The sequence below is a fragment of the Pedobacter hiemivivus genome (assembly GCF_005144565.1).
GTDB classification, from domain to species: Bacteria; Bacteroidota; Bacteroidia; order Sphingobacteriales; family Sphingobacteriaceae; genus Pedobacter; species Pedobacter hiemivivus.
The window spans coordinates 705,730-723,380 of the sequence record NZ_SWDX01000001.1 but is presented as its reverse complement, the minus strand read 5'-3'; the positions used below and the strand labels follow the sequence as shown (position 1 = coordinate 723,380).

Here is a 17,651-nt window from a genome sequence, read left to right as displayed (position 1 = left end):
ACCCTATTTTTTATTTTTCAGTAAGAAGGGTTGCAAAACCTTTTGCCAAATCTGATAGCCATTAGGCTTCATATGTAGGTTATCTGGTAAAAAGACATCTTTAAATACTTCTCCATTGGCATCAAGCATGGGTGTCCAAACATCTGCAAAAGCAGTTAACTTCTCTTTCTTTGCATATTTTTTAAGCGCTTGATTAAACGCTACATATTTATCTTTAAGCTCCCATCTGGCTACACTTGGCTTTACAGAGATAAAAACCACAGGAACTTTAGGAAATACCGCCGCAATTCTTTGTCTCAACATTGCAGCTTGCTTAATTAACGTTTCTGTATCTATCCCCTTAGCAATATCATTGTCACCTTCGTAAATAAAAATCTTCGCCGGCTTATAAGGCATAATTACCCGATCTCCATAATACAATAGATCTTCAAATTTAGAACCTCCAAACCCACGATTAATGACATAAGACTCTGGGAAATAATCGGCAACGTCTTTCCAATTGGTGATCGAAGAACTCCCAACAAACAGGTTAGAACCTGGCTGCACCTTTTCTATAGAGTCCCTTTTATCAAAAGCCTTGATGTTCTTTTCGAAAGTTTTAGTGTTATACGCTTGAGCCGAAAGCAGGGCAGGCAAAGCAAGAAGAAAGACAATTAAACTAGCCTTAAGCAAATTACCGAAAGAAGATTTAAACTGATTCATTTAATGGTTTGTTAGACAATTTGGTTCATGGAAAGATAATAAAAAATCTTACTAATTGCCAATCCTGTTTCGTTCCTCTTCATTGCTCTGCTCTATTTTTTTATTGCTGAATTTCTTTCCCGCAGTAAAGCTATAACTCAAAGACAAACCAAAAGTCCTTGTAGGTCTTTTCTGATAAGAACTGATCTTGGTGTCCTTATAATTTGTAAACTCCTGCTCCTTAAAAGTATCAAAAATATCAGTCGCCGATAAACGCAACCTTATCTTATTACTGAACATTTTCTTAGTCAACCCCAAATCAACATAAAATATATAGCCCATTCTGGAATTGGCTGTCACATAAGGAGAATTATAGTTGGCATACATATCCAGATCAAAAAGATTTCTCAAAGTAAAAGTATGCATAGACTTGGCATAAACACTGTACCGATCAACTTTGAAATTGTTAATCTCCGTTGCCAGGTGAAAAAGTACAAATGAATTATATGTCTTCCACCATTTAAAAAGATTAACCGGCGCATCAATGCCTATTCCATAATCTGAGCTATTGTTAAAGTTTCTTGGCTGATACTCTATCACATTATCTCCTATCGGATTTACCAGCGACGCAATTGTATTTTCGGTACGGCTGTAATAAATATCTGCAGAGAAACCATTCCAGAAATTATAACCAAGTTCCACTTTATGTGTATATTCTGGTAACAGATCAGGGTTTCCAGTCATCACTTCATAGTCATTAAGTTGCAACCGATAAGGATTTAGATAACTAAACTGTGGTCTTTTTAACCGTCTGGAATAATTGATGTAAATAGAACTGCCCTTCTTTTCATTCAATTTCTGCACCAGAAACACAGTAGGAAACCAACCCAGGTACTTTCTGGAGAAAGTCTTACCAGTAGTGATTGAATTTCCTTTCATATAGGTTTCTTCCGCTCTCAAACCTAATTTAATACTTGTTTTCTGGATGCTCTTTTCCAACGTACCATAAGCCATCAAAAGGTTTTCATCATAAATAAACTGGTTGCTTGCCCCAGGATCTTTTAACCATTCATCAGCAACAAAATTTTCCTTTAATATAGTATTATCCCTTTTGGCGGCAACGTATTTAACCCCGGTCTTTAGCTCCAGCTTGTGATCAAAAACTTTTGTATAATCTGCCTGTATCGAATAAATATTGGTAACATTAGGTGTATTGTTCCGGTATCTCGAATTTCTTGAAGGATCAGTATATTGTGACGTAAAATCATTCTCTTCCATTTTGCTGCTCCGTACATAATCACCTATCAGCTTCAGCTTGCTACCCGTACTGTCCAGCAGCAACAGGTAATTCAACGTAGCCCCGGTAGTTTTAGGCTTACGGACCCAGTCAGACAAAGCATCTCCACTTACCACCTCAGTAGGTTTATTCAATAATATATTGGTTTTGAAAGTCTGTAACATTTCACTGCCCGCCCCAACCACTTGCAATCCAATAAGCTGATTTTTAGATAAATCATAAGCCAATCCGAAACGATACTGGTCCCTGCTGTTATTGTTATAGCGGTCAGTTCTTCCAGCATATGTACTTTGATCCGGATAAATGATCGTTGTTGTTCCTCCAAGGTAATCACTTTTATCTTTTGCAAAAGACAAGCTACCCTGGGCATACAAATTCTTCAACTTATAATCCGCCGAAACACCACCCGCATAAAATGGGCGGTTTCCATATTTATAAGAACTGCTTACCTGACCAGCAAGCCCATCCATTCTAGCCTTTTTTAATACAATGTGGATAATTCCTCCCGAACCTACAGCTTCGAATTCTGAAGGTGGGTTAGAAATTACCTCTATTCTTTTAATGTCTTCCGACCTTAGCGTACGCAAATACTCCGCGAGCTCATCTTCAGACATACGCTGAACCACATCATTAATCATCACCATTACCGACTGATTTCCTTTAATTTTAATAGCGCCATCACTATTTACCCATATCCCCGGCGATTTCCGTAAAACTTCCAAACCTGTATTTCCATCAGCTAGTACACTTCCTTCTACATTTATAATGTACCTATCGGTCTTTCTCTCTATAAGTGGTCTGTTCCCGGTTATACTTACTGTATTCAGGGTATTGCGATCTTCTTTTAACACTATCTTTGCCAAAACAGCTGTATCCGGATAGGTAAAATCTAGCAATAATGGCTGATAACCTACTGAGGATATTTTAAAGGAGTATTTCGTGTCATTTTTAAAGCCGTAAGAAATATGAAATTGACCGTTTTCATTGCTGACACCACCACTTACATAAACCCCAGCATTCATAAGCCCTAATGATGCAAAAGGCAAACCGTTATTCGTCTGATCTACAACCTTCCCTGACACCGAACTCCTCATTAAATCAATATCCGCAGATTTTTTTACAAATCTTGCACTTCCGATAACAATCATACGATCCGACATCATCTTATAAAAAAGCAGTTTTTTAGGCAGGATCCCGTCCAACAAGTCCGACACAGCTGTCCGCTTTACATTCACCGACACTAATATCGTGTCAGATACAATTTCATCGCTGTAAACCATGCTATAACCACAGCTTTTCTGAATATGATCAAAAAGCTGGACAAGTGGTTGTTTCTCCATAACTATGGAAGTTTTACGATTTTGAGCATCAGCAGAAAAACACCCGAGTAGCGTCAGGGTTATAAAAAGTATGTTCCTCATTTTCATCTATTTAATAACCACGGTTTTATTCGTAATCGTATAACTAAAAGGGTATGATAACTTAAGTGCTTCTAGCGCTTCTTTTAAATGTTCATCAGCAAAAAGTCCGCTAAACCTTTTATCCTTTAACTGTTCATTGTTAATCTCGATTTTCACATCATACTTCTTTTCAAGCCGAAGGACAAGGTTTTTCAGTTTTTCTTTCTTAAAAATCAGTGAATCTTGCGTCCATCTTACTTCTTGCAATTGTAAATTAACATCCATAGGGAGGATACTGAACAAATCTTTGTTTATTGAACCATTAAAAGAAATAAGTAATTTTTCTCTAGGTTTAAGTATTACTTTTTGTGTCTCATCTGTATTATTGCTTACCGCTACCAACCCACGTATAAGCGATACTTCAATGTTCGGCTGTTCTTTATCAGCCAGCACATTAAAAGCCGTGCCCTTTACTTCAATATTGATACGACCGGCATGTACGAATAATGGAATTTGCTTATTTTTTGCAACATCAAAAAAAGCTTCCCCAGACAAAAACAATTCCCTCTTGGTCCTTCCAAAATCATCATTATATCTAATGAAAGAGCCCTTCTTAAGCCATATCTGGGTACCATCATCAAGTGTTTTAAATAACTTTCCATCAACCGCAGTTAACGTAGTAAACTTCGGAGTTTGCACTGTATGGGAGTAATGATAAGCCAATAGTCCCAACCCTACCACCAAAACAATACTAGCGGCAACTTTAAGTAGTGGACTCCTATAAAACCGACGTTTTTCGAATTTATGATCGTCATAACCTTCTGGAAGATGTCCTTTATGCTCCGTCTCTGCGATGATCCCCCAGGTCTTTTTCAGTTTATCATCAACCATACTTTCGACGCCTTGCTTGCGATGAAAATAAAGCGTTAGCTCTTCGGCAATTTGCCTATAAGTATCTTCCTTATCAATAATCTGTTGTAACTGTTCCTCTTCTTCCTTGGAAATTTCATCCCTTAGCTTTCTGGCTAATAACATCAGGAAATACTGCTTCGTCATGTTCAATGGTCTTATACCCTAAGGACACCCAAATTTGATGAACTACTTATCGTATCAGAAAAAATATAAAATAGACAGGCTTGATAGTGCCTGTTTTTTGGAGATTCGCTTTTGAGGATGATAGCCAAGGTACGAACTAATTGCATCAGCCAGACTTTTCACCGCCTTATACATTTGGTTTTCAACAGTTCTAACTGAGATGTTCAATATTTGGGCGACTTCTTTAGATTTAAGTTCATCTTCTTTTATGAGGCGGAAGATTATTCTTCTTTGTTCCGGTAAGGCCTCAACCGCCAGATCAAGCAACTTTACCAATTCCTTTTTTTCTAACTCTGTACCGTGATGAACTGTAAGAATTGAAACCTGCTCTTGCTCTTCATCATCAGTAGATACTACCTGATGTTTTCTGGCAGCCCTTAACTGATTTAATGAAGCATTTTTTATTGATATGTACAGATATACTTCCGGATTCAATACTTTAAGTAATGTATCGCGCTTTAACCATATTTTAACAAATAGCTCAGAGGTAATTTCTTCTGCACTTTCAATTTGCTTTACATATTGCTGTGAAAACGCGACAAGCTTATCATAATAATTCAAAAAAAGCGCATTAAAAGCATCCTGGCTGCCGGCCTGAATTTCCTGGAATAATATGTTTACTGATCTTTTCGGCTTAAGCATTTTTTTCTTTTAACCTTTTCGGATAAAAAGGCAGGTATCAATAACAAGGACACCAAAGTTTGAAGATATACTTATTCTAAAGAAAATTAAAATTAGTTACAAACCGTCTACTTCTTCTATACTAAATCTGACTATTTTATGTTCTAATAAAGCGATCCTCTTAATCAGAAATTGCTTTAATTTGGCCCTAAATAATTACGAACAATTACATGGAATCTGTAAATATAACAAGTACTGAAATCCTATCAGACAATTGGTACACACTCAAGAAAATAGCTTTCGACATCACTAGGAAGGATGGCACAAAATCTTCCCAGGAACGAGAGGCTTACGACAGAGGGAACGGAGCAACAATTCTGCTATACAATAAACAACATCAAACAGTAGTGCTTACGCGTCAATTCAGGATGCCTACCTATGTTAATGGAAATGAAACGGGCTACCTAATCGAATGTTGTGCAGGTTTATTAGATAAAGACAACGCAGAGGACTGCATCAAAAAGGAAACAGAAGAAGAGACTGGCTTCCGTATAGAAACCGTTCAAAAGGTTTTTGAAGCCTATATGTCGCCCGGCTCAGTTACAGAGCTCATTTACTTTTTTGTTGCAGAATATTCCAACGAAATGAAAGTCCACGAAGGTGGTGGCCTCGAAGAAGAAAACGAGCATATAGAAGTTTTAGAACTCCCATTTCAACAAGCACTCGACATGATCAATACCGGAGAAATTAAAGACGGCAAAACCATCATGCTTTTACAGTATGCTGCAATCAACAACCTGATTCTGTAGAAGCTACCACTCCTACTCTAGCTTGACAAAAAAATTACCTTCTTAGAGGAGACCTTGGCGCTGTTACCTTCAGTAACAGATGCCAGACTCTGAAAAGAACGTTTCTTTTTCTTTTTAAGCCAAATAATCAGCCCTGTTACAGGAAGACTAGCTGCAATCAGACTAGCAATACAAGCTACAATCTTACCAAAAAGTCCAAATAATCGACCTGTATGCAAATCATAATTAGTGGCTTCCACTAAGTCTGCCCGATTAAAATTTTTAAATAATTTAGCCTTCGATAGTGCCCCTGTTGCACTGTCAAAATAAAATGTATTCTGATTACGGGCCCATTTATACGGATATATCATCCTTAAACGAAGTTCACCGTTTTTCCGAATGGATATACTGGTTGCCTCTGCACCCGGATATTTAATAGAGAAATCATGGTACAGCTTACCATAGCTAACAGGGAGCGAATCAATAACATCAGACTTGACCAACATTTGTTTTTCCCCGTCCTTAAGTTTTGTTCCAGTTAAAAAAGCCGCAGCCGTTTTAACCTCTTTAAAGGCAAAAAACAAACCTGTTAATGCGATAATGAGTAAAATAACCGAAGCGTAAAAACCCAACACATTATGTAAATCATAATTAACCCTTTTAAAAGATCCTTTCCATTTAATGGTAAGCGCTTGCTTTAACAACCTCATCTGACGAGGAAACCATAGCACCAGACCAGTAATTAACATGATTACAAAAACTACGACCGACCAACGCTGAATAAACTTACCGGTTTCGCCCAGAAGTAATGAAGTGTGGAGCTCTTCAACAGTATCCAACCAATCTGCCTCTCCTTTATAAACAAGGCTTCCGTTATATGGATTAAAGTAATAAACCTTGTCATTTTTCACAGCAAGCTGCACAGTCGCATTCGGTTGTTTTTCCTTAATTCTTATGACCGTTATTTTTTCCCCAGGTGCTACCTGATCAAAAGTCCTGATGATCTTTTCAAGACCAACAAATGGCTTACTTTCAACTGGAACATACAGCCGATCCTTTTGGGTAAAGCCTCTTATTTCCTCTTCAAAAACATATAGACAGCCAGTAATACCGATAATAAAAACAATAAGACCGGTGCCTAAGCCCAGCCATAAATGTATTAGTCTTATACTTTTCTTAAATTTTTTGGTCATATCAATTAAAAGGCATAACCGAGCGACAGATTAAACCTGCGGCCATTTCCTCTAACATAGTTGATGTCACTTCCATAAAACTGGGAAATGCTAGGATAATAAGTTTTGTTAAGCACGTTTTCAATACCGAGGTTTACCTTTAGTGGTTTCATAATTTGGTAAGCAGCAGCGAAATTAAACAAATCATAGGCTTTTACAGGTCCTTCACCAATTAAATATTTACCTGTTTTAGGATTAACAGGGAAACGATCTCTATCACCTATACGCATCCAGTTCAAATCGAGAAACAAATTCTTAACTCCTGTATATTTCACATAAACAGTGGCCTTCGATGGCGATATACCTGTGGTATTTAAGTAAACATCTACTGGACCATCAAATCTCCCGTCGTTATCTACATCCCCTTTACCACCAACCTCGGCGTAATTACCACCTATAGCTAAAGATGGGAAAAGCTGATAATCAACCTGAATTTCAAATCCTTCAACACGCTGAGGAATCCTTTGCGAAATATAAGTTCCATTCACCTCTAAAAGATTGGCACCCAATTTTGAAGTACTGTAATAATAGGCTGCGCTAAAATTTAAATTACCCAATGTACTACTAAAACCTGCCTCGTAATTATTTACAATAATTGGCTTGGTTTCCAATTGAGATAACAGGTTACTTTGTGCTGACCTCAATACTCTTCCAAGTTCAAATACAGAAAAAGACTGTGCATAGCTGATAAACGGATTAAACAATTTGAATTTAGAATACCTTGCACCAGCATTAAACACAAAAGCATTATAATTTAATCTACCCCCCTCTACATCAATACTCTTCTTACCATTTGGCCCCGTCGTAGCCAATGTTTTAAAATCATTCACATCAATATTGATGTTTTCTCTCCTTAATCCAGCCTTAATAGTTAAATCAGTAAATAAATTAGCTGTCGCCTGCAAATAGGGTGCAAAATTAACCAGATTCATTTTTGGCGCCCATACCCTACCGTCTACCAGGTTTTGGGCAGTTTTATCATTCATTAAATCCAATCCGTAATTTACCTGCATTGGCACCTGAGGTGTTAGCCTGAATGGGGTATTTAAATTTACCCGAGCTCCTTTTTTAGTAGATGTAATGGCCGATTGCCCGCCTCCCTCAAATGAAGCTGAATTTGAATAAATCGTATAAAAATCCTGAAAGTAAACATTCGCGGTCAGGTCAGTATTTCCTAAAATCTCCTTACTACTGTATTGAAGATTTGAATTGTGATTATAACGCGTTCCCTCATCTACTCCTACTCTATCACCATAAATACCAATTGCAGGGGATTGACCATACACACCTATTTTAGTGATATATCTGGAATCCTGACGGGAGCTAAAATAATTGTACATCAACTCTAATCTTTGCTTAGCCGTAATGTCATAACCAAGCTTAATAAATCCGTTATAACTCTTAGTTTCTCCAAGTCCATATTCTGGCGAAATCACCAATCCTTCAGCATCTCTGTATACGCCTGTTTTTTCGTACATTCCACTTACAATGTAATCGAACTTTTTAGCCCTACCATAAAATTGCTGTAGTACACGATAGCCTATGGTACTATCACCTTTCGTATTACCAGTCATTCCAATTTGCGAATACCCACCAAATTGCTTTCCTGTGTTCGCTTTCTTGGTGATATAATTAATCAATCCACCCTCAGCTCCATTTCCATATATCGCCGTAGCACCTTTTATAACTTCCACACGTTCAATCACAGAGGGGTCTATACTCCGAATATCTCTTCCCCCAGCTCTAAGTGGAGTAGATTGAGGAACCCCGTCAATAAGCACAAGCACACTTCTTCCCCTTAAGGTTTGTCCCGAATTACCAGTCTGGTTGGTTGATGTACCCAATCCAGGAACACTGTATGACAAGATATTGGCAAGATTAGGACTGATAATAGATTGAGTATTGATGTCTTTTGCTGTAAGGATAGTCACCGAAGATGGCGTTTGAGCTAAAGATTCAGCCCTTCTACCCGCAGAAACAACTACTTCTGATAAAGCTGAGCTTTGATCCTTAAGTATCACCTCCATATAAGTAGTGTCACCACCTGATACAGACACCTCTCTTTGTAACTTATCATATCCTGTAATAGAAATAGACACTAAGTGATTACCGGCTGGAATCCCTTTTAATAAAAACTTTCCATTTTTATCAGATGTTGTTTTAACATTCAATTTTCTAATTTGAACGTTAGAAAAAGCAATTCTATGCTTCAGAGAGTCGGTCACTATTCCACTTATAATTCCATTACCATTTTGAGCAAAAAGACTCCATGGTAAAAACATCATTAATATTATAATAAAAAATCGTAGATCTCTAAACTGCATAAACTATATATTTCCGGCAAATATACAGTTGTTTAGAATTAATACAAATAAAAACAAAGAAAGAGCAGATCTAAAAATTTAACTCTTTAGTTGAACCAACAAAATTACCTTCTTAGAGGAGACCTAGGAGCTGTTACCCTTCAGTAACAGATGCCAGACTCCGAAAAGAACGGTTATTTTTTCTCTACATATTTTTTAAAGTTGTCCAAAATAGACTGCCATCCACTCTGTTGCATTTCTATAGAATTTTCACTTTCAGGGTCAAAAGTCTCCACCACTTTAGTCGTATTTCCCTCCTCAGTAAATGTGATCTTCACTTCCCTTCCATCGCCCAAAACATATTCAATGAGCTTATGATTTTCAACTTTCGTATAAACGCCTGCAAAATCAAAGCTAAAACTTTCATCTTTTGCTGCCATAGTTGTTTTAAATGTCCCGTCAACACATACATCATTATCTGCATAAGGCGCATGCCAGTCATCCGAAGCAAAAGTCCATTGTTTAATATGCTCAGGGTTTGTCCAAATCTCCCAAACTTTTGCTGCCGGCGCGTTCACTGTAGCGCTTACTGTAATTGTCGTTTTTTTTGCTGTTTCCATCTGTCTAAGTATTATTTATAGGGTTCATTTTTATAATGTAAATGTACCTGCCCTTTTTCTAAATAAAGATGGCCATAAACGACATTATCCGGGGTCGATTACGACAACAATGACCGGATCCTATTGAAGCCCGGAGATATGAACAATTCCAGCCAGAGGCCATACCACTTGCAGAAGAAAAGCTTTATGAAAAAGCAGTGGTGCAGGTACTATTACCCAAAATAGCGTCCATATTTTTCCAATCACACGATGCTGCAGTATATAGATCTGGTGATTTAAAAGTACCTTTTCTAAAACCACCAATACCCCCTGAATCAAGAAATATAAAAGCGGCAAACCATAACCAGTATTTACCGGGAGACTCAAAGCCAGTTCATGCAAAATACCAGAAAAGGCAAAACCTGCCAATACCGCTCCCGTCTGACCAATTTTACTTTTTAACGGTTTAAATATGACAATAGCAGCCATTTCACTAAAAGCCAGGTTCCAACGCTTACTCCAAAACTCAGTGAGGCTACGAGATTTTAAAGGTGATTTAAAAAGATAACCAGCATTTACACCTTTAAAACGCAAGATTCCTGCACTTATACTCAATAAGCCAAAATGTAGTATCAGACTAAAAGCAACCAATAAAATCAAGGAAGTAAGCCAATAAATGACCGTTGGATTGGCATTTAAAAATATCAGCTGATGCGCAAGGCACAAGAGTAAGACCCCGACCATGATTCTTTTCAGTCCGAAAGCAATCATTTCCCCTCCACCCTCTAATTGCCTTTGTCCATAATGTTCAAACAATTGTGGTCGCATACCAGCCCAACCGAAACAAAACATCAAACACTGTTTAGTACTTAGCGCGAAGTTTTTTGTACGATAACTTTCAATTGTAACGATGATCTTCATCACGATAAAAGTTATAGAAATCACCACAAGCATTTTTAATATTTCCATATCAGCTTACCGAATTGACATAAAAAGCCCAGCTATATATGATACTGAGAAAGACAAAAAGTACCACGAGTGCAAACTCGCCAGCCGTATATATTTTTCCTTTGGGAAAGCTCTTTCTATCAAAATACAAAAACTGTATTAACACCCTTGAGATCCAATAAACGGCTATAAAGCCACAAATCAATAGAGCCAGCAGCGAGCCATTAAGCAATTCATGAATCGCAAAAACAGAAAGTACACCAAAGCATAAATTAATCACCAGGATGTAGGCCGCATAAGTCCAGAACATCTGCTTAATCAGCAATGAAACTTTAGCCAATTCGGTTTTCCAGTTCAGCATAGCCGGAATAACCAAACTACCAAATACTAAAGCGATCTGGGCGATACCAGCTAAAAAGACAAGGTTAAAAATAAGGCTTTGATCGATATCCATCTTAGGTTTTAAGGTTTAAATTTTAATTAGTGGCTTGAGTAACCCTCTGATAAGCGGCCTGTAATAATTCTTTGGCATAAGCTTTATCATGATAATTCTTGATGTAAAAGCTGATCCATCCTGATTTTTCAAAAACATGATGTGGTTGTATCCTTCCTTTGTTTAACAAGCGTTGCTTGATCTCTCGGGTAAATAAAACATCGAGCAACCCGTTACCGTGTAAATGACCAATCTCCTTACCCTTGCAATTAAACTGCAATCCCCCATACTTGTGTATGCTTGTACTTGTTCCCTCCCAAGTCAACACTTCTTCTTCAATTTCATCAAACCAGTCTAACAGGTAAGATTTGGAGACAAATACCCAAAGTTTTAACAAGCTGTCAAATACATGTGGTAGCAGAGGGACTGATTTTAAAAAGCCCAAATACCTGACTACGAAAGAGAACAAATCCTTATTTTTCACTTAGCATTTTAATATGTTCCATCACCCTCAAATGCACATTCCGGGTAATACTTTTTGCCCAGATATCATAATACCATACTGGAAAAACATGTAGCCGATACCAGCTATTACCCACCAGTGTTGTTGTACCATTCCCATTGTCTTTCAATAAAAACTGTCCACGAAGAATATCTATATGCCCCATAATTTCAGGATCTAGTGGTTGTTTCACAATATCAAAAGTCAGGTCCTCATTGGGCTTATAGGTGACAATTTTTTCATCGAAAGTATAACCATTACTGAATATACATTTGCGTCCTGCGCCTTTGTAATAGCCGTCAACCGTAGTTTGCATCGGACTAGGCATCCCTATTTGAAACAACCAATAATCATCTTTCTTTTCTATTTTATCAAATGCAACTACATTTTTCCAAATTTCCTCCGGCGTAGCATTTACAACCATCTCGTCAGCCACCAAATTCTCGTAATCATGATTGGATAGGGAGTCAGATATAAACACCACAAAGAGCAACGAGAATACACTTACATTTAAGGTTTGATTATTTTGCTGGAACATGCGTTTTCCGGTAAACACGCCGGTTATAATAAAGCAGAAAATAAGCGGAGATACAATTAGCAAACAAATAACTCCCTCTTTTAAAAATACAAAGCTTAGCAAAATGGCTATGGTACCGTTCAAAACAGAGTAACCAGCAAGCGCTTTGCTCTTTACATTGCCTTTTACCCAGAACCACGAACTTATGATCCCCATCAATAAAGGTACGATCACAAATACGGAAAATATTAATACACCACTTTCCTGAAAATTAGTGTATTTGCTAATGCCTACAATCAGCATAGCGACAATATTTGAGGCAGCAAAGCCCTTAAATAAATTGCTTTTGTAAAAGTTCAAATTCATCGTATGGTTCAATTTTAATAAATACTTATAATATCTTTTATTGCATGTTCTGCTTTTGGAAAAATAAAGGGGTAACCAGCGTCGACAAGCCGTTTAGGTGCAACCCATCTACTTTTTAAAATTAACTCCGTTTCTGTCCCAATAAACATAGCTCCTAGTTCTAACAGCCAAGCTGGAGAAGGAAGACCAAATGGAACACCATAAGCCCTACGCATCAACTTCATCAGTTCAGTATTTTTAACTGCTTCCGGACTGGTACAATTGATGGCCCCATTGAGTTCCTTATGCTCCATCAACCATTCAGTACATTTTGCTGCATCTTGTTCATGAACCCATGATACATATTGCTGCCCATCCCCTTGCCTTCCGCCAAGACCAAATTTTACAAGATTAAGTAAGCGCGGAAAAGCACCATCGCGCTTACCCAATACAATCCCCATGCGCAAAGCAATTTTCCTTGTATGTGGGGTATTTGTTTCAAAGAAAGTTTGCTCCCATTGGCGACAAACATCTATAGAGAAACCATAGCCAATTTCACCCATTTCTTCATCCTGCGCATGATCTTCTGCATGACGATATATCGTTGCAGAAGTAATATTTATCCAAAGTTGTGGAGGACGTTGCATTTTAGCGACCACCCTACCCAAAAGCATAGTTGGATTGATTCTCGAAGTTATGATCTCCTGTCTATTCTTCTCTGTGTACCTACAGTTCACATTTTTACCGCAAAGGTTCACCAAAAGATCTGCACCTTCCAAAGTACTTTCCCATTCCCCTTCAGCCACTCCATTCCAAACTATCGTTTCAATATTTCCATCAGCAGGCGCTGGTTTACGACTCAAAATAATAATTTCTGCCGCAAGACTTCGGTAATATTGCGCCAGAATGCCTCCAAGGTAGCCATTTCCCCCGGCCAAAATGATCTTATTATATTTCATGATTAAGCGTTTAAATTATGATAAAAAGTACTGCAATGCGATACAAAACCCAGGTGATCGTCAGCGTCCAGCCGACTTTTAAAAGCTTGCTTCTTCTGATGTGCTCCAGTAACATCAAACCGGCAACTGCCATAAACCAGGCGAGATAAAAATATGGGCTAAGGCTGAACCATGCAGATAGCAACATTGCCGGCAATAACAACAACGCCCCTGCAAAAGAAATCGTCATCATATTACCCAGGTATCCCCAAATTTGATCCCTATTCACAAATGTGATGACCAACCCTTGGAATAAAATCTGTCCACCACAAACAAAATACTCACGATAAGGATGACCTGTGGGCAGCAAGCCATGCATTAAACCAGTGTAAGCAGAAAGTACATACGCCGTTACCAGCCAGGTAAAAATCAAATAGACTATCCGATAATGCAGTTTAAATGTCGGCTGAAACTGATAACTTTCCCCTTTAGCGGGTGGCACAATTACGCGCCTATTGTAAGCAATAAAAGCATACACCTTACTCATTAACCAAACAAAAGGTTTAAACCTGAAAAGCGGAGCAAAGAAAGGCATGATCAGCGCAAAGATTTTAAAAAGGCTTTCAATACCATAGGTCACCTCGCCTGTTTCCTGATTGACTAAGGCGATTTCATTTGCCGCCCGTTGTCGGTCTACCATTGGACAAGCCTGAGTTGGTAATTCCTGATAAGCAGCCCTACCGTCCTCGTCTAAAAGCCCTGTGCTCACAAAAGCACTGGTATACATACGGCACATCGGACATTCTTCATCAAACAGAATCAAGTGGTTTTTCAGCGTTTTCATCACACAACTATTTAAACATTTTAAAAATGGATCCCCAAAACCAACTTTCCTCTGCTTTGAGCATGGTATCTAATGTTTTATCCACATTTTTAGCTAGCTTATTGATATCCGTCACTGTTTTATTGAAGGTTTTAAATTCAGGATCTTTCACATCCCCCTTCACATTAGACAGCTCATCCAGAATTTTCAAAACCGGATCCAGCTCCCGCTTTCTCCGTTCTTTAGCCACTTGTCGTGCGATGTTCCAGGTATCCTTATCTGCATAAAAATATTCTTTCCGCTCTCCAGCTTTATGCTGTTTCTCTACCAAGCCCCAACCAATCAAATCCCTTAAAGTCATATTTGCATTTCCTCTGGAAATGCTCAGATCTTTCATGATTTCTTCTGTGGTCAGCGCTTCTGGAGACACCAATAATAGCGCATGAACCTGGGCCATAGTACGGTTAATCCCCCATTCTGATCCCAGCTTGCCCCATGCCTCTATGAATTTTTGTTTTGCTGCTGTTAATTCCATAAACAAATATACACAAACATATTAAACTTTCAATAATTACTGAAAGTTTAATATCAATCATTATGTCATCGTCTGAAAAAGCAATCGAAGAGCGCTTTAAATATATGCATAGCCTTGTTCTGCCGTATACTGATCAATGTAACGAAACTCCGCATCAATTAAATTTGCGGCAACGTCTAAACTTACAAATTGCAAATTCCCGAATACACTGGCAAATGCGGTATCAGTAGCATCAACACCAGTTGCAATCTTAACCAATCCATTTAATGGAACCAACTTAGTTGCATCCACAATAATCCAATAACCACCAATGTAAGCTTCGAAACAGGCATGAAAATCTGCAGGCTGCAACTGGTAGGCATAACCAGTGTAATATCTTGCCGGAATCGTTAATGCCCTGCACAAGGCAACTCCCAAATGTGCAAAATCACGACATACGCCTATTTGTTCTGTAATGGTATCAAATGCCGATGTTTGAGCATTGGTATACCCCCCGCTATATTCTACATTAGCATAAATCCAGTCACGGATAGCCATTACTTTATAAAATGCATGATCAATATGTCCAAATTTGTGAAATGCAAACTTATATAGTTTGTCCGACTGACAATACCTGCTGGGATTTAGATAGGACAAAGCACTAACCGGCATAACACTAATGGGTATATCATCCAAATAATCTGCCGCAACTGCGCGGACTTCTGTTTCAACTACCGCACGATAATTGATCACCAAGCTTCCGGTATCAGGAATTTCTATGATCTTAAATCTTTTTTCTCCGGTGACTGCAAATAACTCCGTCATTTTCAATTGCGAATTCAAATCCATACACTCTTCAACAAGAAACTGACCTACAGATTTAAGAGGTTGAACATTTAAGATCAGGGTTGAAGGCGAAATCACCTCGTAAACTATTCTAGAAGACACCTCTAATTTCATAAAAACTCCAGATTAATATAATAATTCAACAAAATCTAATCATTTTTCAAACAAACAATCAAAAAATAGATAAAAAAAGCAAAAATTAACCGATAAAAATTAACAAATCAATAAAAATTACATTTAATTATATATAAAAATCAATTTTAATAAAGATATAACTATATTTCAAAAGATTTTAACGTAAAATTTTCGGAAATGGAAACAAAAAGCTACACAAAATCGTACGATCTACCCGAAAACACTTGGGATGAAATGTTTAAAGACTCAGAAACGGTAAGAGAAGCGTATAAAACCGTGATGGACTACCTCGATCTGGAGTCTACCGAAGAACTCAATAAGAAAGAAGAGCTATCTAAAGTACTTTTCATGAGCCAGGGAATAACCTTCACTGTATATAATAGTGGAGAAGGCATCGAAAAGATTTTCCCTTTTGATATCATTCCCAGAATTATTACTTCTGATGAATGGTGTTTTATAGAAAAAGGAATTAAGCAAAGAGTTACAGCCCTAAACCTCTTCCTGAAAGATGTATACAGCGACCAGTTCATCATCAAAGACGGGATTGTTCCCATAGATGTAATTTACTCGTGTCCGCATTTTTTACGAGAGATGGTCAACGTTAAAGTGCCTCACGACATCTATATACACATTGCCGGAATTGACTTGATCAGAGACAACGATGGCACTTACTATATCCTGGAAGACAATGTACGTACGCCATCAGGAGTAAGCTACATGCTGGAAAACAGGGAGATCACTAAACGTCTATTTCCGGATCTTCTGCCTCAATGTAAGGTCAGAAGCGTAATTGAATACCCCAATGTACTCTACAACAACTTACTTTCGCTTGCGCCACATGATGTTGCTGATCCTACGATTGTATTACTGAGCCCAGGCAGTTTCAATTCCGCCTATTTTGAGCATACAACCCTGGCGCGTTTAATGGGAATAGAATTGGTTGAAGGACCGGATTTAATTGTAGAAGACCATAAGGTATACATGAAAACTACTGCCGGACTGCAACAGGTTGATGTAATTTACCGGAGAGTAGATGATGACTATCTTGATCCGTTGGCCTTTAATCCAACCAGCTTACTTGGTGTTGCCGGACTAATGAATGCTTACAGAAAAGGGAATGTCACCATCGTAAATGCGGTAGGCAATGGCGTAGCTGATGACAAAGCTGTATACGTATATGTACCCGATATGATCAAATATTACCTCAATGAAGAACCTTTACTTAAGAATGTGCCGACCTATCAGTTAGGCAATGCACAAGAGCGGGCCTATGTATTCGACAACATTTCCCGCATGGTTGTTAAACAGACCAATGGCAGTGGCGGTTATGGAATGTTGATGGGCCATGCTTCAACCGAAGAAGAAATTGAAGCCTACAAACTGGAAATACTGAAAGATCCAAGGCAATTTATTGCTCAGCCAACCATCAGCCTATCATCTGCCCCATGCTATATGCAAGGCAAATTACAGCCCCGGAGAGTCGATTTTCGTCCCTTTGCATTATGTGGACCCAATGGAATAGACATTATCCCCGGTGGCTTGACCCGTGTAGCGCTAAAAGAAGGCTCACTGGTTGTAAACAGCTCTCAGGGAGGCGGTAGTAAAGACACCTGGGTACTTTCTAAATAAAAAAT

Annotated in this window: 17 protein-coding genes; 2 read left to right on the top strand and 15 right to left on the bottom strand. The window is 38.2% G+C overall.

Annotated elements, in window-relative coordinates:
• Positions 1-3: 3 nt before the first annotated feature.
• From FBD94_RS02725 to FBD94_RS02710, 4 genes are all read right to left on the bottom strand, one after another.
• The gene (locus FBD94_RS02725; protein ID WP_136878976.1) at positions 4-702 is read right to left on the bottom strand and encodes a GDSL-type esterase/lipase family protein; all 699 of its coding nucleotides are present in this window, start codon (positions 700-702) and stop codon (positions 4-6) included.
• Between the two features lie 51 nt (positions 703-753).
• On the bottom strand, positions 754-3,318 hold the full coding sequence (locus FBD94_RS02720; protein ID WP_169472194.1) for an outer membrane beta-barrel family protein: 2,565 nt from the start codon (positions 3,316-3,318) through the stop codon (positions 754-756).
• Positions 3,319-3,405: 87 nt separating this feature from the next.
• Positions 3,406-4,434 (bottom strand): FecR family protein, encoded by a 1,029-nt coding sequence (locus FBD94_RS02715; protein ID WP_131611000.1) that lies wholly within the window; start codon positions 4,432-4,434, stop codon positions 3,406-3,408.
• A 54-nt stretch (positions 4,435-4,488) separates the two neighbouring features.
• Positions 4,489-5,115: an RNA polymerase sigma-70 factor gene (locus FBD94_RS02710; RefSeq protein ID WP_235884350.1), complete on the bottom strand. Its 627-nt coding sequence runs from the start codon at positions 5,113-5,115 to the stop codon at positions 4,489-4,491.
• A gap of 209 nt (positions 5,116-5,324) precedes the next feature.
• Between FBD94_RS02710 and nudK the strand changes: the two genes are divergently transcribed.
• Positions 5,325-5,903: a GDP-mannose pyrophosphatase NudK gene (gene nudK / locus FBD94_RS02705; protein WP_136878974.1), complete on the top strand. Its 579-nt coding sequence runs from the start codon at positions 5,325-5,327 to the stop codon at positions 5,901-5,903.
• 17 nt (positions 5,904-5,920) lie between these two features.
• Here nudK and FBD94_RS02700 read toward each other — a convergent pair whose 3' ends face one another.
• The 11 genes from FBD94_RS02700 to FBD94_RS02650 all read right to left on the bottom strand — a co-directional run bounded on the left by FBD94_RS02700 (position 5,921) and on the right by FBD94_RS02650 (position 15,996).
• Positions 5,921-7,075, bottom strand: coding sequence for a PepSY-associated TM helix domain-containing protein (locus FBD94_RS02700; RefSeq protein WP_136878973.1), 1,155 nt, complete (start codon positions 7,073-7,075; stop codon positions 5,921-5,923).
• A 5-nt stretch (positions 7,076-7,080) separates the two neighbouring features.
• Positions 7,081-9,399: a TonB-dependent receptor gene (locus FBD94_RS02695; RefSeq protein ID WP_235884349.1), complete on the bottom strand. Its 2,319-nt coding sequence runs from the start codon at positions 9,397-9,399 to the stop codon at positions 7,081-7,083.
• Positions 9,400-9,611: 212 nt separating this feature from the next.
• Positions 9,612-10,037 carry an SRPBCC family protein gene (locus tag FBD94_RS02690; RefSeq protein WP_136878972.1) on the bottom strand — a complete coding sequence of 142 codons (426 nt, stop codon included), beginning with the start codon at positions 10,035-10,037 and terminating at the stop codon, positions 9,612-9,614.
• 120 nt (positions 10,038-10,157) lie between these two features.
• Positions 10,158-10,985, bottom strand: coding sequence for a wax synthase family protein (locus tag FBD94_RS02685; protein WP_136878971.1), 828 nt, complete (start codon positions 10,983-10,985; stop codon positions 10,158-10,160).
• A 1-nt stretch (position 10,986) separates the two neighbouring features.
• Positions 10,987-11,418 carry a hypothetical protein gene (locus FBD94_RS02680; protein ID WP_136878970.1) on the bottom strand — a complete coding sequence of 144 codons (432 nt, stop codon included), beginning with the start codon at positions 11,416-11,418 and terminating at the stop codon, positions 10,987-10,989.
• A 22-nt stretch (positions 11,419-11,440) separates the two neighbouring features.
• On the bottom strand, positions 11,441-11,881 hold the full coding sequence (locus tag FBD94_RS02675) for a luciferase domain-containing protein (RefSeq protein ID WP_235884348.1): 441 nt from the start codon (positions 11,879-11,881) through the stop codon (positions 11,441-11,443).
• Complete coding sequence (locus tag FBD94_RS02670) at positions 11,871-12,782, bottom strand: SRPBCC family protein (RefSeq protein WP_136878969.1); 912 nt, start codon at positions 12,780-12,782, stop codon at positions 11,871-11,873. The genes FBD94_RS02675 and FBD94_RS02670 overlap by 11 nt, the downstream gene beginning before the upstream one ends.
• Positions 12,783-12,796: 14 nt before the next feature.
• Positions 12,797-13,720 carry a TIGR01777 family oxidoreductase gene (locus FBD94_RS02665; RefSeq protein WP_136878968.1) on the bottom strand — a complete coding sequence of 308 codons (924 nt, stop codon included), beginning with the start codon at positions 13,718-13,720 and terminating at the stop codon, positions 12,797-12,799.
• A 10-nt stretch (positions 13,721-13,730) separates the two neighbouring features.
• Positions 13,731-14,543 (bottom strand): DCC1-like thiol-disulfide oxidoreductase family protein, encoded by an 813-nt coding sequence (locus tag FBD94_RS02660; protein WP_136878967.1) that lies wholly within the window; start codon positions 14,541-14,543, stop codon positions 13,731-13,733.
• Between the two features lie 7 nt (positions 14,544-14,550).
• Complete coding sequence (locus FBD94_RS02655) at positions 14,551-15,057, bottom strand: GbsR/MarR family transcriptional regulator (protein ID WP_136878966.1); 507 nt, start codon at positions 15,055-15,057, stop codon at positions 14,551-14,553.
• 96 nt (positions 15,058-15,153) lie between these two features.
• Complete coding sequence (locus FBD94_RS02650) at positions 15,154-15,996, bottom strand: transglutaminase-like domain-containing protein (protein WP_136878965.1); 843 nt, start codon at positions 15,994-15,996, stop codon at positions 15,154-15,156.
• A 198-nt stretch (positions 15,997-16,194) separates the two neighbouring features.
• On the opposite strand from FBD94_RS02650, the gene FBD94_RS02645 reads away from it, so the two are divergent.
• Positions 16,195-17,646 carry a circularly permuted type 2 ATP-grasp protein gene (locus FBD94_RS02645; protein ID WP_136878964.1) on the top strand — a complete coding sequence of 484 codons (1,452 nt, stop codon included), beginning with the start codon at positions 16,195-16,197 and terminating at the stop codon, positions 17,644-17,646.
• Positions 17,647-17,651 lie beyond the last annotated feature (5 nt).